The sequence below is a fragment of the Bacillus cereus genome (assembly GCF_015071065.1).
GTDB classification, from domain to species: Bacteria; Bacillota; Bacilli; order Bacillales; family Bacillaceae_G; genus Bacillus_A; species Bacillus_A cereus_BA.
The window spans coordinates 307466-329174 of sequence record NZ_VOVA01000004.1 but is presented as its reverse complement, the minus strand read 5'-3'; the positions used below and the strand labels follow the sequence as shown (position 1 = coordinate 329174).

Genomic DNA, 21709 nt, shown 5'->3' with positions numbered 1-21709 from the left:
GTTTATGCTCCTCTCTTACGCTTCTTGCTCTGCTGTTTCGTCTTCAATACCTAATTCTTTTTTAATCCAGTCGTAACCTTCAGCTTCTAGACGTTGTGCAAGCTCAGGGCCACCAGATTTAACGATACGACCGTTCATCATAACGTGAACGAAGTCTGGAGTGATGTAGTTTAATAAACGTTGGTAATGCGTAATCATTAGGCAACCGAACTCTTCGCCGCGCATTTGGTTAATACCTTTAGATACAACTTTTAATGCATCGATATCAAGACCTGAGTCGATTTCATCTAAGATTGCAATTTTCGGCTCAATCATCATTAATTGAAGAATCTCGTTACGTTTTTTCTCACCGCCAGAGAAACCTTCGTTTAAGTAACGTTGTGCCATTTCTGGATCCATTTCTAGGAATTCCATGTTTTTATCTAATGTACGGATAAATTTCATAAGAGAAATTTCATCGCCTTCTTCACGACGTGCGTTAATTGCAGAACGTAAGAAGTCAGCGTTTGTTACTCCGCTAATTTCACTTGGATATTGCATTGCTAGGAATAGACCTGCTTGTGCGCGCTCATCTACTTCCATTTCTAATACATCTTCACCGTCGATGATGATGCTACCTTCTGTTACTTCATACTTTGGGTGACCCATAATCGCAGAAGATAAAGTTGATTTACCTGTTCCGTTAGGTCCCATAATTGCGTGGATTTCTCCACCTTTTACTTCAAGGTTTACACCTTTTAAAATTTCTTTGCCGTCGATTGATACGTGTAAGTCTTTAACCGTTAATGTAGAACCAGCCATCTCAATACCTCCATTAATCCTATATATACATTTTAAAAATTACTAAAACGTTCATATTCTCATTTTATTCTCATTCTAATCTTATATCAAATAAAATGATATCGCAAACACTGAGAAAATGTAACAATTTTTTCACAAATGCATATAAGTATTTCCCTTGCATCCTTATATAATACACCTTTCTTCTTATTTATATAAAGAAAAAAGGACTGGTAATTCCCCAGTCCTTTCCTGCACTTATTCATTTACCGGAAGTACAGCACCTTTATATTCTTTGTTAATAAAATCTTGAATTTCTTTTGAATGTAGCACTTCTACTAACTCTTTAATTTCTTTTTTCTTCTCGTCACCTTTACGAACTGCGATAATATTTGCATAAGGAGAGTCCGCTCCTTCAATTGCAATTGCATCCTTTGTTGGATTTAATTTCGCATCAATTGCGTAGTTTGAATTAATAAATAAAGCATCGCCTTCATTATTTTCATACAGCTTCGGTGAGAGTCCAGGTTCTACATCTGTTTTAAACTTTAAATTTTTCGGGTTTTCTACAACATCTTTTACTGTCGCTCTAACAACATCTACACCGTCTTTTAATTTAATAACGCCGCCTTTTTGTAACAACGCTAACATACGGCCACGCTCAGCTACGTTATTACTCATAATAACCGTTCCTCCATCTGGAAGATCTTTTAAGCTTTTATATTTCTTAGAATAAATGCCCATTGGCTCTAAATGAATTTTCCCTGCGTTTACAATTTTATATCCTTTTTCTTGAATTTCTTTATCTAAATACGGAATGTGTTGGAAGTAGTTCGCATCAATTTCTTTATCCGCTAACGCTTTATTCGGCAGAACATAATCCTGGAATTTTTTAATCTCTAATTTAATACCTTTTTTCTCTAATATCGGTTGTGCTTTCTCTAAAATAACAGCGTGCGGCACGTTAGAAGCTCCAACAACAAGCTTATTCTCCTCTTTCCCTCCGCAGGCAGATAATGTAAATACAGACAGTGCTGTAACAACTGACAGTATAATCTTTTTCATATGATGTCCCCTTCTCCCCTATAGTTATGTAGTTATAAAGTGAAACTTTAATCAGTGGGGTTTGGTTCATCCCCACTGATTATTAGTTGAACCAATCGGGCATTTACGGGCAGTTGATCTCCCACCTAACTTTTTTGTTCCTGCCGAATTACGAGGTGGGAGTCTTACTGCCCGTTAATGCGGGAGAAAAAAGAGCCGGCATAGACCAGCCCTTCTTCAAACCCTTATTCTTTTACAGGAACAACTGCCCCTTTATATTCTTTATTAATAAAGTCTTCAATTTCTTTAGAATGCAGTACTTCTACAAGAGCTTTAATCTCTTTTTTATCTTTATCGCCTTTACGAACAACTAATATGTTTGTGTATGGAGAATCATCACCTTCAATTGCAATTGCATCTTTTTCTGGGTTTAATTTCGCATCAATTGCATAGTTCGAGTTAATTAGAACAGCGTCGCCTTCTTTATTGTTATACACTTGTGGTAATAAACCAGGCTCAATATCCGTTTTGAATTTTAAGTTTTTCGGATTATCCGCAATATCTTTTGGAGTTGCATTAACTGGATCTACTCCGTCTTTAATTTTTAAAATGCCTTCTTTTTGTAAAATTGCTAAACCACGTCCATGGTCAGTAACGGAATTACTCATAATAATTGTCGCCCCGTCTGGAAGCTCTTTTAAGCTCTTATATTTTTGAGAGTATACACCAATCGGTTCTAAATGAATTTTTCCTGCTATTTCAAAATCATATTTCTTATCTTTCATTTCTTTTTCTAAATACGGAATGTGCTGGAAGTAGTTTGCATCTAATTCCTTATCTGCTAACGATTTATTTGGTAATACGTAGTCTTGGAATTTTTTAATTTCTAGCTCAATTCCTTTTTTCTCAAGTAACGGCTTTGCCTTTTCTAAAATTTCAGCGTGCGGTACGTTAGAAGCACCAACAACAAGTTTCTTTTCATCTTTATCTTTCCCGCCACAAGCAGCTAACCCCAGAATTGAAGTTGAAATAAGTGCTGTAAGTAATAATTTTTTCATTTGAAATATCCCCCTGTTTTCATTATCTTTTATCTATTCGAGTCGTTACACTATCACCAATCCACTGAATGAAAAATACAACGAGTAATACACAAATTGTCGCAACGATTGTTACATCGTTATTTCCACGCTGGAATCCTTCTAAGTAAGCAAGTGTTCCAAGACCACCAGCACCAACAACACCTGCCATTGCTGTATAGCCTACTAAAGCAATAGTCGTAACCGTAATACCAGATACTAACGCTGGTAACGATTCTGGAATTAACACTTTCAAAATAATTGTGCTTGTTTTTGCTCCCATTGCTTTTGAAGCTTCAATTACACCTTTATCAATTTCACGAAGTGCGATTTCAACCATTCTCGCGTAAAACGGTGCTGCGCCAATAATTAAAGCTGGCAGTGCTGCACTCGCTCCAAGAATTGTTCCAAGAAGGATTTTTGTGAATGGGATTAATAAAATAATTAAAATGATGAACGGTATAGAACGGAAAATGTTTACGAATGCTCCAATCACCGTATTAATCGCTTTATTTTCCCATAAATTATCTTTCGCTGTCATAAAGAGTAATAGTCCTAAAATAAGTCCTAACACAAATGTGGCAAGCGCTGCGATTGCCGTCATATATAACGTTTCACCAGTTGCTTCTAACATTTGATTCCAATCAATATTTGCGATTAACTTATCCATGTGCAATCACCTCCAGCTCTACTTGATCTTGATGAATTCCTTCTATCGCTTGCTGGATCGCTGTTTCTTCACCATTTAAATGAACGACTAAACTTCCGTAAGAGCCATTATTCGTTTGTGCGATATTTCCTTGCAAAATGCTAACTTCTATATCACCGCGCTGCATTAACCTTTGAAGTACTGGTCTTTCTACCGCTTCACCGACAAACTGCAAACGAATTACTTTTCCATCTGGATACTTTTCTATTAAACTTTCAATCGTTTCATTCGTATCTTCAGAATCAGTTAACTGCTGTACAAATCGTTTTGTAATGTCTTGCTGTGGATTACGGAATACGTCAAGTACTGAACCCGTTTCTACGATCTTCCCTTTCTCCATTACAGCAACTCGATTACAAATTTTGCGAATAACGTGCATCTCATGCGTAATCAATACAATTGTTAATCCGAGACGCTTATTAATATCTAACAATAAATCTAAAATTTGATCTGTCGTTTCCGGATCAAGAGCTGACGTTGCTTCATCACATAAAAGTACTTGTGGATTATTTGCTAACGCTCTTGCAATCCCGACGCGTTGCTTTTGTCCACCACTTAGCTGAGATGGGTACGCGTCTCCTCTTCCCTCTAATCCAACAAGATGGATTAACTCATCGACGCGTTTTCTTCTCTCCGCCTTATCGACACCTGCAATTTCAAGTGGGAATGCAATATTTTCACGAACAGTTCGTGACCAAAGTAAATTGAAATGTTGAAAAATCATTCCAATTTCTTGTCTTGCCTTACGAAGCTCATTTCCAGTAATCGTTGAAATCACACGATTCGCAATTGTAATTTGGCCAGAAGTTGGTTTCTCTAACTGATTAAACAATCGGATTAAAGAACTTTTCCCAGCGCCACTATATCCGATAACACCAAATATTTCGCCTTTCTCTATTTGTAAGTTGGCGTTATCTACAGCAGTGACATCACCGCTTTTTGCCTTATATATTTTCTTTACATTCTCTAATAAAATCATGGTGTTCACCCCTATTTTGTTTAGATCTACTCCGCATTTTTTTATCTTTAATGCGTGTAATCTATCGCTACTGCTCACCTTGTTGTTTGAATGTCCTCCGCATTCAAACAACAAAAAAACCTTTCCGCTTCTAGAGAAGCAGAAAGGTTTATATGCGTATATAACAACATTATCCCTCTCTCTCATCTCTCAAAGCATTTGCTTTGCAGGAATTGGCACCATTTCAACATAAGTTGACGGTTGCCGGGCTTCACAGGGCACAGTCCCTCCACCTCTCTTAATAAGAGAAATCAGATTAAATTTTCGTCTGATTTAAAATTTATGAAATTGTCTATATTTTATGAATTGAATTGTATCAATATCCACACGCTGTGTCAACAGAATTTTTCGCAAAAAAAGAAACTTCAGAATTTTAAGCCCCGACTGACATCGGTTTACATATATGAAACATCGATTCAACTAATAACATCGTTCGATACGTTCCAGAATATTGTACCCGTCCATCACTCATTAACGTTTGCAACCTCATATTTCCAGTCACTAATTTTTGTACATCCTCTTCCTCTAAACAAACGATTTGTTCCGTTCCTCTCGCCTCTTTCAAAAGTTCTATATAATCTCTTGAAATTTGTAACGAACAGCATTCATCTCCAAAACGAAAATTAACAGTTCTTTCTCCTTGCCTTAAAAGCGGTTCTAAATGATATTGACCATTAGCGTAATTTACAAATGATTGAAGCAAAGAATATAATTTCATCCTAAATCACATCCCTCATATCACTTTCTATTACATACCATTCCCTCTTATTAAAGAGCAATCCTGTTACTTTCGCTCGACAAATACTGTATCTATCATGTATGTCGACATATTTCCCAAGAAATATGTCGAGGCGGCAAAAACCTTGCCGCCTACTTTAATTCCGTATATAAATATTCAACCGAATGAAATGCATATATTTTCTTCATCAGTGTCCCATTTTCAAAAATAAGTAAACACGGTACACTTTCTATCCCATACTCTTTCGCTAAATGCGGGGCATAATTTAAATCTAACATTCCAATTTTCAAATCTTCAATCGTCATCTCGACGACCGTTAACATCTTCTTTGCTAATTGGCATGTTCCACACATTGGTGTATACACATATAACACTGTTTTTTCTTCATTTCCTATTAGGGCTGTAGCTTCGGCACCTGTCCAATCAATCACTTCTATCATTCCTTACCGTAAATATTCTGTATAAACGTCAATGTCAGCTCCCCATAACACATTTGCTAAATGTGAAGAAGGTGCAGTCGCCACCTCGCGATACGAGCGATCAATATAAATATGCTCTGCTTGCGGAAATTCTTTTCGGAATTGTTTCCTTAACTTTTCTCCTGCATCATCAGCATCCACTAGCACATATACGTCCTTATCAAAAAATTGATCAATGAGCTCATCCATTTTCGACAAACCAATTGTACCATTTGTACAAACAATTTCCACTGGTTCACGAATAATAGATTCAATCTTTCTTCTATCCGATTTACCTTCTACAATAATGACTTTTTCCACATAAATCATATGTCATCACCCGATCACCATATACTATACAACCTTTAACTTAGTATATAGTATATTCGTTATTTTCATGTTGTTTCCTGTTTATTTTTGCAAAAGAAAAGTGCAAGCGGCTCGTTCAGATTGTGAGGGGGATGGAGCTTCTGACGTAGAGGCGCTTTTTGCCTCGCAGGAAGACGCGAAGCCACCGAACAATCTAGCCGCTGGAGCTGGATCATAAAGAAAAGCGGAACCGACTGTTTAGCCCTGTTGGCTAAGGTTCTTTCGCACAAAAAACACATGAAATCTTACCGAAGAGAAGTTATTCCCCTAATAGCTGATTCATTTATATGTGATTTAAAACTTATTATGTACACAAAATAAAAAAGGACAGCACAAAGGCTGTCCTTTTTCTTTGACTATAATTAGTCTTGGTTTGTCATTTCTGCATATTTTTCTGCAGTTAATAACTTCTCAACTTGGCTTGCATCAGAAAGTTCAACTTTAACCATCCATGCACCCTCGTATGGAGATTCGTTAACTAGTTCTGGTTGGTCACTTAATTCTTCGTTTACTGCTACAACTTTACCACTTACAGGTGCGTATAATTCAGAAACTGTTTTAACAGATTCTACGCTTCCGAATGGCTCGTCAGCTTGGATTGTTGCACCTACTTCAGGAAGTTCAACGAATACGATATCGCCTAACTCACCTTGCGCAAAATGAGTAATACCGATAACAACCGCATTACCTTCTGTTTTTACCCATTCGTGTTCTTCAGAGTAACGTAAATTATTTGGAATGCTCATGACTGTACCTCCAGTGAATGTATTAATTATGTAAAAATACCTTATTGGTACTTTTTCCACACACTTTCAAACTGCTCTTCGTTAAAACCAAGTGTTACACTCGTTCCATCTGTTACAATTGGACGTTTAATTAACATGCCATCAGATGCTAAAAGCTCGTACATTTCGTCTTCGCTTGCATCCTTTAACTTATCTTTTAAACCAAGTTCGCGGTAACGCATTCCACTTGTATTAAAGAATTTTTTTAATGGTAATTCACTTTTCTCATGTAAATTACGTAAATCTTCTTTTGACGGTGGATTTTCAACAATATGAATCATCTCATATGCTACATCGTTTGCCTCAAACCATTTCTTTGCTTTTTGACATGTGCCACACTTTGGATATGAATAAAATGTTACTGTCATAAATTCACCTACTTTTTTACTAACCTTTACCTTTATCATATAGAAAACATTTTATTATTTCAAACGATTATTCGCTAAACTTTTACTTATTTCGTGATAATTTTTAATAATCCTGCTAATTTTTCTTATTTTTCCGCCATTTATTAAGAAAAAATAAATATATAATTTTTTTAAAACTTTTTTCTCATCCCACGCCGAACATATACCTTAAACAAACGTTTGATTAATTTCATATTTTTCTACCTCAACCTTTGGAATACATGAATTCTTCCATACCGAACATACATCTTAAACAAACGTTTGATTAATTTCATATTTTTCTACCTCAACCTTTGGAATACATGAATTCTTCCATACCGAACATATATCTTAAACAAACGCTTGATTAATTTCATATTTTTCTATATCACCGTTGAAAAACATGATTTTCCATACCGAACATATATCTTAAACAAACGTTTATTTAAAAAATAAGAAGCCCCTTTTAAAGGCTCCTTCATCATCTACTTAAATAATCTGAAATTGTTTGAAATACTAATATATACATATTATGAATATTTCGATCCGAAACAGTATCATTATATAATCCCATACCCCAATATTGTCCTTCAGGGTTTCCCATGTTTACAAATCCTTGCGTATACATCATCGCTTCATCCCTTGGTGCATTATCATAATCTAAATCTTTTTTAGTAAAAATCAAATACGGTCTATCTTGTAAGCCAATAAAAAATACCGGCTTCTTTAACGATAAAAATAAGTCCGTATACTGCTCCTTTGATGCCTCTTTAAAATACTCTTTCGTAACGAAAAAACCATCAACTTTTGCTGATTTCTCCTGCATCTCTTCTAACTTCACTTTTTCAAACTTTATGTTCCTAAATGTATCTTTCGGCTTTTCTCCAACAACTCCAATTACGAGTGCTCTCCCGTTGTATTCTAATTTCTCTCCTTCGTTATCCTTTGCACACCCAGCACCGACTAGGCATAACAATATAAAAACTAAGAAATATGATAAACGCTTCATTTAGCACCCTCCCCTTCTTTTAAGTCAAGTGACAAAAATGTAAGGTGAATTCAAGAAAATGTAAGTGAAATCGATAGCCCAATTCGTGTTTCTATATTATAATCAATTGAATTTATTTACATTACTAAAAAACATAGGAGATTGTCATGAAGAAATTTAAACTTTCACCTTTTCTTCCGTTAAGTTATATACTTCTACTCGTACTCGTAAGTCCCCTTTATGATGTATTAAATAAATCTACTGTTCACGCAGTAGATGTCACAACTGTAGTAGATGATTGGATTCCATTTGTGAAAGCATTTATTATTCCTTACTTACTTTGGTTTCCATACTTATACGGCGCACTTATTTATTACTGTTTTGCTGATCGAAAGCAATATTATGTCACTTTAAGTAGTGTAATTCTTGGAAAACTTGCTTGTTTTTCGATTTATTTTTTTTGGCAGACAACTGTACCACGCCCAACTGTCGTTGGAACAGATGTATTTTCCGAACTAGTCCGCTATATTTATAGTATTGATCATCCAGTAAACTGCTTCCCAAGCATTCATGTCCTTACGACATTTGTAATTATGTTAGCTGCCTTTAAGCGTAGAGAACAGCATGCTTTTGAATATTACATTCTTACTTTCTTCGGTACGCTTATTATTTTATCGACGCTATTTACGAAGCAGCATGCATTTATAGATGCCGTTTCTGGAATGACGCTTGCAAGCATACTATACTTCGGTGTTCAGCTATTGTTAGCAAAAGAAACTGCTTCATTTCCAGTAAAACAAAATCATAAAATTTAACGTAACAAAAAAGCAGACTGTGGCTTCAGTCTGCTTTTATCTATTATTAAGGAGATTTTCAAATTAAGATTGCGGTACAGTCATATCACCAGAATGAATACGACCTGCTTTTTTAAGAGCGATGTAAAGTATATAAGAAACAGCTACTGGGATGATGATATAAGTGATTACCATCGCTGGGACAACTTCCCATCCTTGGCTGGAAATTAAATTAATTGGTGCGATAAGAGAGCTTAATCCAAGACCTGCAATTTCTTTTCCTGCTTCCAGTTGGAAAATTAATGCTGATACTGGGCCCACTATAGCACTGGCGACGACAGTTGGGACGAGAATCATTGGATTTTTAGTAATGTTCGGCAACTGCACTTTTGGAGTACAAAGTGCCTGAGCTAATATGCCACCTAAATTATTTTCTTTCGCTGAAATAACAGAGAATCCGATAAACTGAGCAACACACCCCGCAAGTGCTGCACCGCCTGCAACACCATCTAAGCTAAGTGCTATCGCTAACGCAGCTGATGAAGCTGGAGAGATAAGTAATAGTCCCCAAACTACAGCAATCACGATAGAAGCGATAAATGGGCTACCAGCTGAACTATCTTTAATGAATGCTCCAACTGTATTTAAAACTGGGCTAATATTTTGAGCTAACCAAATACCGACTAAACCAGAACCTAATATGGCTGCAAATGGAACGAGCATCATATCTAAAGCAGTTTTTCCACTTAATCGTTTACCAATATAAACTGCTAAAGTCGCTGTTAATAATGCACCAATTGGTTCGCCTGTTTTAATGATGAGACCAGCTTCAGTAATTGAAATTGAACCAGCTCCAATTGCTCCAGCTACCATCGCTGAAAAAATCACGAGTCCGTTTGCACCGAGCATAAAAGCAATCCCGGCTCCAATTGCTGGTGCCATAAGTGATTTTGCAACAACTCCGATTGTAATAAGTAATGGAATATCAACAATTCTTCCTATATTTTCGATCAGTAAACCAATTCCAAGGGATACGAAAATACCCTGTGCGATTCCGGCAGAAGCTTTAAACACACGAGACATTATATATTCCTTCATTTGTTTCACCTTCTCCTATAATTTAGTAACCAACTGTTTTCATATAATCGCGTAAAACATCGTTTGATTTTGCAAAGCGGCTTTCTTCATCTTCTGATAAGTTTAGTTCTACCACTTCTCTTATACCGTCTCTAGTAATAATTGCTGGTACTCCTGTACAAATATCGTATTCGCCATATTCACCATCTAAAATGGCTGAAACAGCGATAACACGGTGATCATCATTGAAAATTGAGCGCGCAATATAAGCTAAAGAATTTCCAATTCCGTAATAAGTAGTTCCTTTGCGCTTATAAATTTCCCATCCAGCTTTTGCAGTCTTCTCAACAATTTCATCTAAATCTATTTCACCTAAGCGTTCTTTTTGTTCCTCTAAAATTTGCAAGATTGGTTTTCCACCAACAGTTACATGAGACCAAGCAACCATTTGAGAATCACCATGTTCTCCTAATGAATACCCATGAATACTACGAGGGTCTACATGTAATATTTCAGATAAAATTGTTCTTAAGCGAGAAGAATCTAGTGATGTACCTGTACCAATCACACGATTTCTAGGTAATCCAGATAGCTTCCAAACTTGATATGTAATAATGTCAACTGGGTTCGATGCGAGTAAGAAAATGCCATTAAATCCACTTTCCATTACGCCGCCAACAACACTTTCCATAATCTTAGCGCTTGCTCCTAAAGTGTCTAAACGACTTTGTCCAGGCTTCGGCGCTGGTCCTGCTGTAATAATGACAATGTCCATATCTTTGCAGTCTTCATAGCTTCCTGCATATACTTTTGTTCTTGTATTTGTAAAGTTAATGCAGTGCGATAAATCCATCGCTTCTCCAACTGCACGTTCATGATTTATATCAATTAACAATAGCTCTTCGCAAATCCCTTGGTTTACAATGGAATACGCACAGCTTGATCCAACTAATCCAGTACCGATAATTGCAATTTTTCTTGTATTTCTATTCATAGCAATCTCTCCTAATTGATCATGTAGTCTATTTCTTTTGTTCTTTACATTCCTAATTATAGAGGTTCTCACGATAGAAACCATGGATACTTTGTGAAATGTTGAGCAAAGTTTTTGTCCTTTTTGTGAAATGTCATATTCTATTTTCGTCATATTTGTTACAACTGGAAAAATATTCATTATATATTTATTGACATATACAAAACAAAAAAACGAGCGACTTCATTCGCTCGTTTTTTTCATCCTATTATTCCGCACTCAATTGACTTTTCAATTGCTCTACAATCATTGGATTAGCAGGTGCTGCCGGTTTGTAATAACTTTTTTGCTTCGCGTATTCATACATATTACGTTGACGCATCTCATCTTGATTACGAATTTGAATTAACGTTTGATGTAACTGTTCGTTATCAGACTGAGAAATATAATTTGCATAACTTGTTAAACTTGCATTTAATCCTGCTAAATAATCATTTACCATATCTTTTTCATTCATATCCCGTCCACTCCTATCCTAGGAAAGTCATTAATTGTTGTTTCGTATTTCTCGCATCTTGTGCATCTTTTTGCAGCATCTGCTGTAACTGTGGATCCGTACATGCCTGTGCATATTGCTCCAATTTGTTAATAATCGTCGCATGTCCACCAATTAAATGACGTAAGTTTTCCACTTCAAGCTCTGTTAAATTTTGCATAGATCATACCTGCCTTTCTTTGTTCATTCGTCATTAGTATTTGGTTCTTTTTGGTTTGTATGCATTAACTTTTCCTACTTATAAACAAAATAAAAGATGAATAGCTAGGCCATTCATCTTTTACGCTAAATATTCGTTCAATTTTATAAAGAGACAATCATACTTATACTCACAAGTAAGTTCCATGCAATATGTAAAATGATACTAGGTACAATAGATTGTGTCTTCTTATATAACATAGCAAATACAATTCCCATAATTATTGCCGTAATCGGAAAACCACTATGAAGAATCCCAAAAATGAAGGAGGAAATAATGATACCAACTAAAAAATTATATTTCTTTTCTAAAAATCGATATAAAATACCTCGAAATAGAATTTCTTCTTTAACCGGTGTAATTATAGCAACACTTAACACATATATAATGCTTTGTATCACACTATTTTGGAGTGTCTCTCCCCCTAATTGATCTCGTTGCTGCTCTGCACTTTCAAAGCTAAACAACTCTAACATTACATACTGAGTTAATGCAATGACGATAAAACCTATTAATAAGTACAAGTAGGTTTTCCCATTTTTTAAAACAGATACATCCCAAATGTCCTTAATAAAATGAAGCACTGGTTTATACGCAAATAAAACAATAGTAACAACAGCTGCATCAAATAGGAGTAAATAATAACCCTCTAAATTAGCACGTAATACCTCTTCTCCAAAAATCCCAAGAGCTAAAGCAAGGAATAATCCCCCTAAGAGTGAGAAACCTAGAATGCTTGCTATCATTACAACTAGATTTTTATATGTTATGTTATCTACTTCTCTTTCCGCATTATACGCGTCTAATACTGTTTTACTCATACTATTCCTCCATTTGTTTTCATTTATCTCAACATAAATCTTTCAATACAAATATAAAGATAATATAGCAAGATTTTTAAAAAGAATAATATGCAATTTTACATATCATGAAAGCTTTACATTCTATAGTTTTAGAAATTAAATTACTATATAATGATTGTTAAATGAAAACTCTAAATTTTAAAACACCTCTTACTATTTGTCATTACACCACCTTACTTATTCATCATGATTCTCACTGCATATAAAATTTATGAATAAAAGGAGAGATACACATGAAAACACATGACTTCCTTACAGAAATCCAGAAGGGCTCTGAACCTAATCCATATCAAGATCCTATCGCATTTATTTTCCTTTGTTTTTCCTTAGCCATATACACATTTTTAAAACCAGCAAAATAATATCATCTAGCAAAAAGAGCCTCAAAATTATTTGAGGCTCTTTCTAGTTAAATTCCTTTCCGCTTCTTCAATTGCTCTCTGCATTTGCAATAATGGATCTTTAATCATCTTCCCATGCCCTGTTGCCAATATAGTCGGCTTATATTCCAGCAATTTCTGAGCGCTCGTTAATGAAACTTCTGCATCCCAAGTCCCAAACACCGGAAACGGAAAAAGCCACTTCAATTGCCCTGCTACCGCCACTCCACCTCTCGTTTGAAATGCATCTCCTACAATAAGAGCATCATTTCTCGTATCTAAAAACGCCATTGATCCTGGTGTATGACCTGAAGCTGCAATCGCTACAAGAGAACCAATTTGATCACCCTCTTGAAGAAGAATACCTGGAATCGTCTTTATCTTTTTTGACACCCCCACTTTTATCGGCGTGTTTCGTTCTCCCTTTTGCAGCGCCATATCTCCTTCAAGTAAACGAGCATCTCTATTAGAAATATAGACCGGAACATCCGGCAATTCTTTCTTTATCGCATCAAGTGCCCCTATATGGTCATCATGAGCATGAGTAATAATAATATTCGTAATCGGTTTATCAATTTTTCGAGCCGCTTCTAAAATCTTCTTTGCACAAAATGGTAAAGCTGCATCAATTAAAGTTAATCCTGTTTCTTCTTCGACAAAGTAACAGTTAATCGGAAATAGGCGCGGTAAAAATGCGATTTGATGAACTGTTCCTACTCTTATTAACTTCATCTCCTTTACCTCCATAAAAAAAGCCGTTTACACATGCATATGTAAAACAGCCCTTTTCCATTTAATATTTTCTTTTCAAAACTACGATAGTTAAAGCATAAGAACAAAGTACCCCTGCTAATAAAAATGAATTCGCTAATTTATATTGTTCGCCTGTCAATGAATATAGATTCCCAATTAAAAAGATAGCTAAATATAGAAATAAAAATACAAATAACGAAATTTTAGCTGCATTCCCCGTAATATGCTCGCCCCTTTCGTCTTCCCCCTCATTCTTCTGAAAACGTGTTGAATATAAAACACCTATTAGTCCTGCTACTGAGATTATTATCCCTATTACAATACTCATTTCGTTTCCCCCTCTATCTTATATTGAAAAACTTCATGAAATTCCTTCCCTAAAATACGTGCAATTTCAAAAGCTAAAATTAAAGATGGATTGTAACGATTCGCTTCAATTGAGGCGATTGTTTGTCTACTTACCCCAGCCTGGTTCGCTAAATCAGTTTGTGACCAGCGTTTTTCTGCCCTTAGTACAACGAGATTATTTTGTAACGTTCCACTCTGTTTCATAACCAATCCTCATTTTACATTATTTTCTATATTTTAATTGTAATTTATTTTTAACATCATGTAAACTATTTTTAACATCGGTAAAAATAAAAAAACCAGCAGCCCCAACAGGCTACTGGTTCTCTCTCATCTATTATACTGTGTAACGCTCATCTTCTAAAATTTTCGCAGCGATTTCACGTTTCTTCGGAATTACGTTAAGTGGTGTGTGACGAGTTAATTTGCGTAATGATGATAACATCATGCGCAGCATGTCGCCATTTTCAACTGCAATAAGTGTTTCTTTCGCATCTGCTTCGATTTCGTTGAATGCTTCTTGGCAGAATACTTCAGTGTATAACACTTTTTGTTTATTCTTTTCAAGACCAGTTGTTTTAATTGCTTTTTCTGTACGAAGAACAGCTGATTCCATTGCGTAAAGATTGCTTACGATGTCAGCAATATTCACAAGAATTTCTTGCTCTTTATCTAATGCTTTACCGTATTTTTGAGCAGCTAATCCAGCTACCATTAAACCGATTTTCTTCGCGTTCTTTACTAAATATTTTTGAAGTGCTAATGGCTCATCGCCTACTTCTTCTGGCATCATCATCATTAACTCTTCTTGTAATTTTTGTGCTTTTTGAAGAAGTGGTAATTCACCTTTCATCGCTTTACGTAAGAACGTACCTGGTACGATTAGGCGGTTAATTTCATTCGTTCCTTCGAAAATACGGTTAATACGAGAATCACGGTACATTCTTTCAATCTCGTACTCTGCCATAAATCCATAACCACCGTGAATTTGAACACCTTCATCTACTGTATAATCTAACACTTCAGAACCGAATACTTTATTTAAAGAGCACTCGATTGCATATTCAGCGATAGAAGCTGCTACTGCTTTACCGTCTTTTACTTCTTCTTCAGATAATGTGCTCATGCGGCTTTCGAATAAACCTACTGTACGATATACAGAGCTTTCAGCTGCATATGTTTTCGCTGCCATATTCGCAAGTTTCTCTTGAATTAATGGGAAACGAGCGATTGGTTGCTTGAACTGTTGACGTTGATTTGCATATTGTGCTGAAATTTCTACTGCACGTTTCGCAGATCCAACTGTACCAACACCTAATTTATAACGGCCGATATTTAAAATGTTGAACGCAATAATATGACCTTTACCAATTTCACCAAGTAGGTTTTCTTTCGGTACTAACGCATCTTCTAAAATTAACGTACGAGTTGAAGAACATTTAATACCCATTTTCTTTTCTTCAGGGCTTGTAGATACGCCAGCATATTCTTTCTCTACGATAAATGCTGAGAAGTGCTCGCCGTCTATTTTTGCGTATACGATAAATACGTCAGCGAATGCAGAGTTTGTAATCCATTGTTTTTCACCATTTAATACGTAATGCGTACCTTCTGCATTTAAACGTGCAGTTGTTTTTGCACCTAATGCATCAGATCCTGAACCTGGCTCAGTTAATGCATATGCAGCTAATTTTTCACCAGTTGCAAGTAGTGGTAAATATTTTTTCTTTTGCTCTTCGTTACCGAATAATACGATTGGTAAAGATCCGATACCAACGTGAGCACCGTGAGTGATTGCAAAACCACCAGCGCGAGAGAATTTCTCTGCGATTAACGCTGAGCTTACTTTATCAAGACCAATTCCGCCGTACTCTTCTGGTACGTCAGCACCTAATAAACCAAGTTCTCCCGCTTCTTTTAAAAGGCGAACAGAACGATCAAACTCATGTTGCTCTAAATATTCAAGCTCTGGAAGAACTTCATTTACGATAAAGTCCTCTGTCGTTTTTGCAATCATTTTATGCTCAGATGAAAAATCTTCTGGCGTAAATACTTGATCAATCGTAATCTCCTCTACTAAAAAGCTACCGCCTTTAACCGCATTTCCTACTGTTTTTTCCATGAAAATTTCCTCCTTCATATTTTCATAAGCCGCTTCTTTCATTTTGAAAGAGGCTGGCTCTCCTGTTTATTTTTATAAACCTTTGTTGCTTCCATTCTTTGCTTTAGCGTCCTCACATTCTGAGCGAGCCGCTTCCACTTTTTTTTATAATCCAGTTCCAGCGGCTAGAATGTTCGGTGGCTTCACTTCTTCCTACGAGGCCAAAAGCGCCTCTTCGTCTGAAGCTCCATCCCCCTCACATTCCGAGCGAGCCGCTTCCACTTTTTTTTCAATCTAGTTCCGGTGGCTAGAACAGTCGGTCGTTTCACCCCTTCCTGTGAGGCAAAAAGCGCCTCTTCGTCAGGGCTTCCAACGCCCTCCTGTTCTGAGCAAGCCACCTGCACTTTTTATAATAATTCAAATACTCCCGCTGCTCCCATTCCGCCGCCGATACACATTGTTACGATACCGAATTGTTGGTTGCGGCGTTTCATTTCGTGAATAAGGGATAGTGTTAGTTTTGCTCCTGTACAGCCAAGTGGATGTCCAAGTGCGATTGCACCGCCGTTTACGTTTACTTTTTCTTCATCTAAACCAAGCTCACGAATAACTTGGATAGATTGAGAAGCGAATGCTTCATTTAGTTCGAATAGGCCGATATCAGATAGCTCTAAACCAGCTAATTTTAACGCTTTCGGAATTGCAGCAATTGGGCCGATTCCCATTACTTCTGGTGGTACTCCAGCTACTGCGAATGAACGGAATTTTGCAAGTGGCTTCATGCCATCGCTCACTGCTTTTTCACGATCCATTAATAGTACAGATGCTGCACCGTCACTCATTTGTGAAGAGTTACCAGCTGTTACAGAACCGCGAACGTTAAATGCTGGACGTAATTTACCTAAAATGTCTAGCGTCGTCTCTGCTCTTACACCTTCGTCTTGTGCGAAAATGATTGTTTCTTCTTGCAGTTTGTTGTTTGCTCCAACAGTACGTAATGTTACATCTACAGATACTGTTTCATCAGCAAAGTTCCCTGCAGCTAATGCTTTTGCAGCACGTTGATGACTTCTTACCGCGAATGCATCTTGCTCTTCACGAGAAATTCCATATTTCACAGCAACTTGCTCGGCTGTATGTCCCATACCCATATAATATTCTGGAGCTGCTTCTACAAGGCGACTATTCGGACGAACAACGTGTCCCATCATCGGAACTAAACTCATTGATTCCGCTCCGCCTGATAATACAGCTTCAGAGTGACCAAGCATAATGCGTTCTGCTCCGTAAGCGATACTTTGTAAACCTGAAGAACAGTAACGGTTAATTGTAATAGCTGGAACATCGTAAGAAAGTCCTGCTAGCCCGCCGATATTACGCGCCATATTCAAACCTTGTTCTGCTTCTGGCATCGCACAACCGAAAATTAAATCATCAATTGGTCCTTCATAATTCGCACGCTTTAACGTTTCCTTTACTACTAACGCCCCTAGATCGTCAGGACGAACTGTTTTTAATGAACCCCTCTTTGCTTTTCCAATTGGTGTTCTTGCTCCCGCAACAATGACAGCTTCTCTCATGAACGATATCTCCCCTCGTTATTAGTTACGTAATGGCTTTCCTTTTACAAGCATGTGCTGCATTCTTGCTTGTGATTTCATCTCACTTACTAAGCTAATAAATGCTTCACGTTCTACATCTAATAAATACTGCTCATCAACTTCTGTTCCGTACGGCACTTTTCCGCCCGCAATGACATATGCAAGTTTCTTCGCAATGTGAAGATCATGCTCAGAAATGTAACCTGATAAATGCATTGCTTCCGCGCCAAGTACAAGAGCTGCATATCCTGTTTCACCAACAACCGGTATCTTTTTACGGATCGGCGCTTTATAACCAGCTTCATATAAAGTAAGTGCTTTTTGTTTCGCATCATATAGTAAGTGATCACCATTCACACTAATACCGTCTTTATCGCCTAAGAAGTTGTTCGATAAAGCTTCTTGTGCTGATGTAGAAACTTTCGCCATCGCTACAGATTCGAATACTTTATTCGCAACTTTTTGTAAGTCGAATTCTACGCCATTTGCCATTTTGTTTAAGTGTTTAATGTATAGCTCTTTGTTACCGCCTCCGCCAGGGATTAAGCCAACACCAACTTCTACTAAGCCCATATATGTTTCGCTAGAAGCTTGAATGCTCGCTGCTGGTAAACAAACTTCTGTACCGCCGCCAAGCGTCATACCATATGGCGCTGCTACAACTGGCTTAGAAGAGTACTTAATTTTCGTCATTGCATCTTGGAAATTTTTCACAACCCACTCAATTTCAAAGTAGTTGTCATCTTGTGCTTCCATTAAAATCATTGCAAGGTTCGCACCAACGCAGAAGTTCTTCGATTGGTTTCCGATAACAAGACCTTTATAATTTTTCTCTACTTCATCAACAGCGTAGTTAATCATTTGTGTAATATCCATACCGATTGCATTGCTCTTCGAATGGAATTCTAAGCAAAGGATGCCATCGCCTAAATCAATTAAGCTCGCTCCGCTATTTTTCTTTAACACACCGTTTTTCTCTTTTAACTGCTTAAGAGAAATTGCTTTTTTATTACGTTCGATTAGCTTATATTCACCATTGTCGTAATAGTAGCTATCGCCATTATCATGTTTATAGAAAGTAGTGAAACCTTTCTCTACCATTTCTTTCACCCAAGTAGGAACAACTGCGCCGTTTTCTTCCATCTTTTGAACGGACTTTTCAACGCCGATTGCATCCCAAATTTCGAATGGTCCTTGCTCCCAGCCGAAGCCCCATTTCATCGCTTGGTCAATTGCAACGATATCGTCAGCAATTTCTTTATGAAGTTTTGCAGAGTATAAAAGAGTTGGTGTGATAATATTCCATAACAACTCTCCTGCGCGATCTTTCGCGTATACAAGCGCTTTCAATTTATTCGCTAATCCTTTTTCTTGCTTACTTAACTCTACGGATGCAGCTTTTAATTTTTTACGCGCTTCATATTCCATCGTTTCTGGATTTAATTCTAAAATTTCTTTTCCTTGTTTTAAGAAGAAGCCTTGACCTGTTTTACTTCCAAGCCATTTTTTATCAAGCATGTCATGCATGAAAGCAGGTACTTTAAATACATCACGCTCTTCTTCTTGTACATTTTCATATACGTTATTTGCAACATGTACAAATGTATCTAAACCAACAACATCTAATGTGCGGAACGTTGCGCTCTTCGGACGACCAATTAATGGACCTGTTACAGAGTCAACTTCTCCAATACTATAGCCACGCTTAATCATTTCTTGAAGCGTTACAAGCAAGCCATACGTACCGATGCGGTTTCCAATAAAGTTTGGTGTATCTTTTGCGATAACAACGCCTTTTCCAAGAACGTCTTCGCCAAATAGTTTCATGAAGCTTAATACTTGTGGATCAGTTTCTTTCGTCGGTATTACCTCTAGAAGTTTTAAATATCGTGGTGGGTTAAAAAAGTGTGTTCCTAAGAAGTGTTTCTGGAAGTCGTCTGAACGACCTTCTGCCATTTTTTCAACGGAAATGCCTGATGTATTTGAGCTCACAATTGAGCCTGTTTTACGAACAGCATCTACTTTTTCAAATAGTGTCTTTTTAACATTTAAGTTTTCAACTACTACTTCAATAATCCAATCTACATCAGCAAGACGCTCAAGATCATCTTCTAAGTTACCTGCTTCAATCAGTGCTAGATTACCTTTCACTGTCAGAGGAGCTGGTTTTTGCTTTACAAGTTTTTGCACAGCCGTATTACTAAAACGATTTCTCACACTTTTATGTTCTAATGTAAGTCCCTTCGCTTCTTCTTCTTTCGTAAGCGCAGGTGGTACAATATCAAGCAATAATGTCGGAATACCAATATTAGCTAAGTGTGCCGCAATTCCTGAACCCATTACGCCTGAACCTAGAACAGCAGCCTTTTTAATTTGGAACATCCATTTCTCCCCCTATTCTTGAATGAATGCTCATTCAATTTTTCGACATAAGTCGCAATCAATGAGTGAGCCTCTACTAATAAATATATGATACAGTTTGAATTTTCGCAATATATTTATTGATAAAATTTTCTGAAATAAATATATTTCTTTCATTTGGCTATGCTATACATGTGTATTTTCTTCATTAAAATGCACTTTTCCTTTTTATAATCTGACGAAACTGGAGGAATATATATGGCAAAACTTAAGAAGAACCCTTCAAAAGCTGGAATTAGCGCAGCAAGCGTAACTGGAAATGCAGGTCCGCATAATCACGGTGTTGAAAAAGGGCGTCAAGGTAACAACCAACAATATAAGAAGCATAATATGGGCGAAAAATAACGCTATATTTTTGGGCAGAGAACGTGGCATAATGATTAATGGCTGCTTTTTCTGCCCAATTTATTTGTACATATGGAAAACAAAAGAGGGAACGACGATGAAACGAACAATAATTATGATTGTAATGATCGCCACACTATTTACAGGGATGATTTTCTTTTCTTACGCGCAAAGGCAAAATGATGTAAGAGTAGATCAGCCTAACATTACTGGGCAATATGGGATTACAATCGATGCAGACACAGGTGAAATTTTGTATGGAAAACGGGAAGATGAACGCTCTTATCCCGCTAGTATAGGGAAAATGATGACTACCTTACTCTTACTAGAGAATGTGAAAGAAGATGAAGAAATTACGGTTACAGAGAATGCGATTAAAACGGAAAGTCAAAGTAAGAAGATTAAGCTTCGCGCGGGTGAAAAGTTAAAACGTGATGAGGCATTAAAACTTATGCTTATTATTAGTGCAGACCCAATCGCTGAGTCAATCGCTGAACATATTGCGGGATCAAAAGAAGAGTTTGTGAAAATGATGAATGCTAGAGCGAAGGAACTTGGTACAAAGCATGCGACTTTCAAAAACGCAAGTGGTGCTGATGCACTTGGAAATAAAGTATCACCTTATGACATTGCTATTATTACGAAAGAAGCATTAAAGTATCCAATTGTTTTAGATTATATGAATTCAATACGTACTACTCTACATACTTCAGAGCGCTCTCCAAAAATTGCAAACTATGGACGAGAAGAACTATATGACGATCCATATGCGATTGGAAGTAAAAGCGGTTTATCAGCACTCGGAAAATACACAGTCGTAACAGTTGATGAAAAAGACGGTAAACGCGTCATTAACGTCGTGTTATCTTCTACTCGTACGCAGCTATACCCTGATACGAAGAAAATGGCGAACTACGCATTTGAGCAATTAAAATAACCAAGGAGT

At 36.8% G+C, this 21709-nt stretch carries 26 protein-coding genes and 1 riboswitch; of the genes, 4 read left to right on the top strand and 22 right to left on the bottom strand.

The genetic code is table 11. The features are described from left to right. Positions 1-15: 15 nt before the first annotated feature. The 11 genes from sufC to FT637_RS14915 form a co-directional block, all read right to left on the bottom strand. Complete coding sequence (gene sufC, locus FT637_RS14965) at positions 16-801, bottom strand: Fe-S cluster assembly ATPase SufC (protein WP_000929162.1); 786 nt, start codon at positions 799-801, stop codon at positions 16-18. 237 nt (positions 802-1038) lie between these two features. Further along, positions 1039-1845, bottom strand: a complete 807-nt coding sequence (gene metQ / locus FT637_RS14960) for a methionine ABC transporter substrate-binding lipoprotein MetQ (protein ID WP_193646964.1) — start codon at positions 1843-1845, stop codon at positions 1039-1041. Positions 1846-2069: 224 nt separating this feature from the next. Continuing rightward, positions 2070-2882, bottom strand: a complete 813-nt coding sequence (metQ, locus tag FT637_RS14955) for a methionine ABC transporter substrate-binding lipoprotein MetQ (RefSeq protein WP_193646963.1) — start codon at positions 2880-2882, stop codon at positions 2070-2072. Between the two features lie 22 nt (positions 2883-2904). Further along, positions 2905-3570: a methionine ABC transporter permease gene (locus FT637_RS14950; RefSeq protein ID WP_193646962.1), complete on the bottom strand. Its 666-nt coding sequence runs from the start codon at positions 3568-3570 to the stop codon at positions 2905-2907. Further along, positions 3563-4588, bottom strand: coding sequence for a methionine ABC transporter ATP-binding protein (locus FT637_RS14945; protein WP_193646961.1), 1026 nt, complete (start codon positions 4586-4588; stop codon positions 3563-3565). The genes FT637_RS14950 and FT637_RS14945 overlap by 8 nt, the downstream gene beginning before the upstream one ends. A 179-nt stretch (positions 4589-4767) precedes the next feature. Further along, positions 4768-4875: riboswitch (SAM riboswitch) on the bottom strand. A gap of 125 nt (positions 4876-5000) precedes the next feature. Further along, positions 5001-5345: a hypothetical protein gene (locus tag FT637_RS14940; RefSeq protein ID WP_002068015.1), complete on the bottom strand. Its 345-nt coding sequence runs from the start codon at positions 5343-5345 to the stop codon at positions 5001-5003. 152 nt (positions 5346-5497) lie between these two features. Next, positions 5498-5806 carry a thioredoxin family protein gene (locus FT637_RS14935; RefSeq protein WP_002015940.1) on the bottom strand — a complete coding sequence of 103 codons (309 nt, stop codon included), beginning with the start codon at positions 5804-5806 and terminating at the stop codon, positions 5498-5500. Positions 5807-5809: 3 nt separating this feature from the next. Further along, positions 5810-6154: a toprim domain-containing protein gene (locus tag FT637_RS14930; protein WP_000640865.1), complete on the bottom strand. Its 345-nt coding sequence runs from the start codon at positions 6152-6154 to the stop codon at positions 5810-5812. A gap of 401 nt (positions 6155-6555) precedes the next feature. Continuing rightward, positions 6556-6939 (bottom strand): glycine cleavage system protein GcvH, encoded by a 384-nt coding sequence (gcvH, locus tag FT637_RS14925; protein ID WP_000026895.1) that lies wholly within the window; start codon positions 6937-6939, stop codon positions 6556-6558. 41 nt (positions 6940-6980) lie between these two features. Beyond that, entirely contained in the window at positions 6981-7346 is a 366-nt protein-coding gene (locus FT637_RS14920; protein ID WP_002129756.1) for an arsenate reductase family protein, read from the bottom strand. A 499-nt stretch (positions 7347-7845) separates the two neighbouring features. Next, positions 7846-8373, bottom strand: a complete 528-nt coding sequence (locus tag FT637_RS14915; RefSeq protein WP_193646960.1) for a hypothetical protein — start codon at positions 8371-8373, stop codon at positions 7846-7848. Between the two features lie 146 nt (positions 8374-8519). On the opposite strand from FT637_RS14915, the gene FT637_RS14910 reads away from it, so the two are divergent. Continuing rightward, the gene (locus tag FT637_RS14910; protein ID WP_193646959.1) at positions 8520-9167 is read left to right on the top strand and encodes a phosphatase PAP2 family protein; all 648 of its coding nucleotides are present in this window, start codon (positions 8520-8522) and stop codon (positions 9165-9167) included. A 63-nt stretch (positions 9168-9230) separates the two neighbouring features. On the opposite strand, the gene FT637_RS14905 is transcribed toward FT637_RS14910, so the two are convergent. From FT637_RS14905 to FT637_RS14885, 5 genes are all read right to left on the bottom strand, one after another. After that, entirely contained in the window at positions 9231-10244 is a 1014-nt protein-coding gene (locus tag FT637_RS14905) for a PTS transporter subunit IIC (protein ID WP_002089394.1), read from the bottom strand. A 22-nt stretch (positions 10245-10266) separates the two neighbouring features. Then, the gene (locus tag FT637_RS14900; RefSeq protein WP_413773231.1) at positions 10267-11217 is read right to left on the bottom strand and encodes an L-lactate dehydrogenase; all 951 of its coding nucleotides are present in this window, start codon (positions 11215-11217) and stop codon (positions 10267-10269) included. A gap of 247 nt (positions 11218-11464) precedes the next feature. Continuing rightward, entirely contained in the window at positions 11465-11713 is a 249-nt protein-coding gene (locus FT637_RS14895; RefSeq protein ID WP_193646957.1) for a spore coat protein, read from the bottom strand. A gap of 13 nt (positions 11714-11726) precedes the next feature. Continuing rightward, the gene (locus FT637_RS14890; protein ID WP_193646956.1) at positions 11727-11912 is read right to left on the bottom strand and encodes a hypothetical protein; all 186 of its coding nucleotides are present in this window, start codon (positions 11910-11912) and stop codon (positions 11727-11729) included. A 143-nt stretch (positions 11913-12055) separates the two neighbouring features. Continuing rightward, positions 12056-12772, bottom strand: coding sequence for a CPBP family intramembrane glutamic endopeptidase (locus tag FT637_RS14885; protein WP_193646955.1), 717 nt, complete (start codon positions 12770-12772; stop codon positions 12056-12058). Positions 12773-13047: 275 nt separating this feature from the next. Here FT637_RS14885 and FT637_RS30325 point away from each other — a divergent pair, with 275 nt between their 5' ends. Beyond that, positions 13048-13176, top strand: a complete 129-nt coding sequence (locus tag FT637_RS30325) for a hypothetical protein (protein WP_002112689.1) — start codon at positions 13048-13050, stop codon at positions 13174-13176. A 27-nt stretch (positions 13177-13203) separates the two neighbouring features. Here FT637_RS30325 and FT637_RS14880 read toward each other — a convergent pair whose 3' ends face one another. The 6 genes from FT637_RS14880 to FT637_RS14855 form a co-directional block, all read right to left on the bottom strand. After that, positions 13204-13926 carry an MBL fold metallo-hydrolase gene (locus FT637_RS14880; RefSeq protein WP_193646954.1) on the bottom strand — a complete coding sequence of 241 codons (723 nt, stop codon included), beginning with the start codon at positions 13924-13926 and terminating at the stop codon, positions 13204-13206. Between the two features lie 61 nt (positions 13927-13987). Continuing rightward, positions 13988-14275, bottom strand: a complete 288-nt coding sequence (locus FT637_RS14875; RefSeq protein WP_193646953.1) for a DUF2178 domain-containing protein — start codon at positions 14273-14275, stop codon at positions 13988-13990. Further along, positions 14272-14499, bottom strand: coding sequence for a helix-turn-helix transcriptional regulator (locus tag FT637_RS14870; RefSeq protein ID WP_193646952.1), 228 nt, complete (start codon positions 14497-14499; stop codon positions 14272-14274). The genes FT637_RS14875 and FT637_RS14870 overlap by 4 nt, the downstream gene beginning before the upstream one ends. A 133-nt stretch (positions 14500-14632) precedes the next feature. Further along, positions 14633-16435, bottom strand: coding sequence for an acyl-CoA dehydrogenase family protein (locus tag FT637_RS14865; RefSeq protein ID WP_319805950.1), 1803 nt, complete (start codon positions 16433-16435; stop codon positions 14633-14635). Between the two features lie 368 nt (positions 16436-16803). Continuing rightward, on the bottom strand, positions 16804-17976 hold the full coding sequence (locus FT637_RS14860) for an acetyl-CoA C-acetyltransferase (protein WP_001206334.1): 1173 nt from the start codon (positions 17974-17976) through the stop codon (positions 16804-16806). 21 nt (positions 17977-17997) lie between these two features. After that, positions 17998-20379, bottom strand: a complete 2382-nt coding sequence (locus FT637_RS14855; protein WP_193646950.1) for a 3-hydroxyacyl-CoA dehydrogenase/enoyl-CoA hydratase family protein — start codon at positions 20377-20379, stop codon at positions 17998-18000. A gap of 237 nt (positions 20380-20616) precedes the next feature. Here FT637_RS14855 and FT637_RS14850 point away from each other — a divergent pair, with 237 nt between their 5' ends. Next, the gene (locus FT637_RS14850; protein ID WP_001096344.1) at positions 20617-20763 is read left to right on the top strand and encodes a YuzL family protein; all 147 of its coding nucleotides are present in this window, start codon (positions 20617-20619) and stop codon (positions 20761-20763) included. 97 nt (positions 20764-20860) lie between these two features. Continuing rightward, entirely contained in the window at positions 20861-21700 is an 840-nt protein-coding gene (locus FT637_RS14845; RefSeq protein WP_193646949.1) for a D-alanyl-D-alanine carboxypeptidase family protein, read from the top strand. Positions 21701-21709 lie beyond the last annotated feature (9 nt).

What these genes read in the sequence shown, in the direction of transcription:
- sufC (WP_000929162.1), bottom strand. Translation starts at nt 801, where the DNA reads ATGGCTGGTTCTACATTAACGGTTAAAGACTTACACGTATCAATCGAC.
- metQ (WP_193646964.1), bottom strand. Translation starts at nt 1,845, where the DNA reads ATGAAAAAGATTATACTGTCAGTTGTTACAGCACTGTCTGTATTTACA.
- metQ (WP_193646963.1), bottom strand. Translation starts at nt 2,882, where the DNA reads ATGAAAAAATTATTACTTACAGCACTTATTTCAACTTCAATTCTGGGG.
- FT637_RS14950 (WP_193646962.1), bottom strand. Translation starts at nt 3,570, where the DNA reads ATGGATAAGTTAATCGCAAATATTGATTGGAATCAAATGTTAGAAGCA.
- FT637_RS14945 (WP_193646961.1), bottom strand. Translation starts at nt 4,588, where the DNA reads ATGATTTTATTAGAGAATGTAAAGAAAATATATAAGGCAAAAAGCGGT.
- FT637_RS14940 (WP_002068015.1), bottom strand. Translation starts at nt 5,345, where the DNA reads ATGAAATTATATTCTTTGCTTCAATCATTTGTAAATTACGCTAATGGT.
- FT637_RS14935 (WP_002015940.1), bottom strand. Translation starts at nt 5,806, where the DNA reads ATGATAGAAGTGATTGATTGGACAGGTGCCGAAGCTACAGCCCTAATA.
- FT637_RS14930 (WP_000640865.1), bottom strand. Translation starts at nt 6,154, where the DNA reads ATGATTTATGTGGAAAAAGTCATTATTGTAGAAGGTAAATCGGATAGA.
- gcvH (WP_000026895.1), bottom strand. Translation starts at nt 6,939, where the DNA reads ATGAGCATTCCAAATAATTTACGTTACTCTGAAGAACACGAATGGGTA.
- FT637_RS14920 (WP_002129756.1), bottom strand. Translation starts at nt 7,346, where the DNA reads ATGACAGTAACATTTTATTCATATCCAAAGTGTGGCACATGTCAAAAA.
- FT637_RS14915 (WP_193646960.1), bottom strand. Translation starts at nt 8,373, where the DNA reads ATGAAGCGTTTATCATATTTCTTAGTTTTTATATTGTTATGCCTAGTC.
- FT637_RS14910 (WP_193646959.1), top strand. Translation starts at nt 8,520, where the DNA reads ATGAAGAAATTTAAACTTTCACCTTTTCTTCCGTTAAGTTATATACTT.
- FT637_RS14905 (WP_002089394.1), bottom strand. Translation starts at nt 10,244, where the DNA reads ATGAAGGAATATATAATGTCTCGTGTGTTTAAAGCTTCTGCCGGAATC.
- FT637_RS14900 (WP_413773231.1), bottom strand. Translation starts at nt 11,217, where the DNA reads ATGAATAGAAATACAAGAAAAATTGCAATTATCGGTACTGGATTAGTT.
- FT637_RS14895 (WP_193646957.1), bottom strand. Translation starts at nt 11,713, where the DNA reads ATGAATGAAAAAGATATGGTAAATGATTATTTAGCAGGATTAAATGCA.
- FT637_RS14890 (WP_193646956.1), bottom strand. Translation starts at nt 11,912, where the DNA reads ATGCAAAATTTAACAGAGCTTGAAGTGGAAAACTTACGTCATTTAATT.
- FT637_RS14885 (WP_193646955.1), bottom strand. Translation starts at nt 12,772, where the DNA reads ATGAGTAAAACAGTATTAGACGCGTATAATGCGGAAAGAGAAGTAGAT.
- FT637_RS30325 (WP_002112689.1), top strand. Translation starts at nt 13,048, where the DNA reads ATGAAAACACATGACTTCCTTACAGAAATCCAGAAGGGCTCTGAACCT.
- FT637_RS14880 (WP_193646954.1), bottom strand. Translation starts at nt 13,926, where the DNA reads ATGAAGTTAATAAGAGTAGGAACAGTTCATCAAATCGCATTTTTACCG.
- FT637_RS14875 (WP_193646953.1), bottom strand. Translation starts at nt 14,275, where the DNA reads ATGAGTATTGTAATAGGGATAATAATCTCAGTAGCAGGACTAATAGGT.
- FT637_RS14870 (WP_193646952.1), bottom strand. Translation starts at nt 14,499, where the DNA reads ATGAAACAGAGTGGAACGTTACAAAATAATCTCGTTGTACTAAGGGCA.
- FT637_RS14865 (WP_319805950.1), bottom strand. Translation starts at nt 16,435, where the DNA reads ATGAAGGAGGAAATTTTCATGGAAAAAACAGTAGGAAATGCGGTTAAA.
- FT637_RS14860 (WP_001206334.1), bottom strand. Translation starts at nt 17,976, where the DNA reads ATGAGAGAAGCTGTCATTGTTGCGGGAGCAAGAACACCAATTGGAAAA.
- FT637_RS14855 (WP_193646950.1), bottom strand. Translation starts at nt 20,379, where the DNA reads ATGTTCCAAATTAAAAAGGCTGCTGTTCTAGGTTCAGGCGTAATGGGT.
- FT637_RS14850 (WP_001096344.1), top strand. Translation starts at nt 20,617, where the DNA reads ATGGCAAAACTTAAGAAGAACCCTTCAAAAGCTGGAATTAGCGCAGCA.
- FT637_RS14845 (WP_193646949.1), top strand. Translation starts at nt 20,861, where the DNA reads ATGAAACGAACAATAATTATGATTGTAATGATCGCCACACTATTTACA.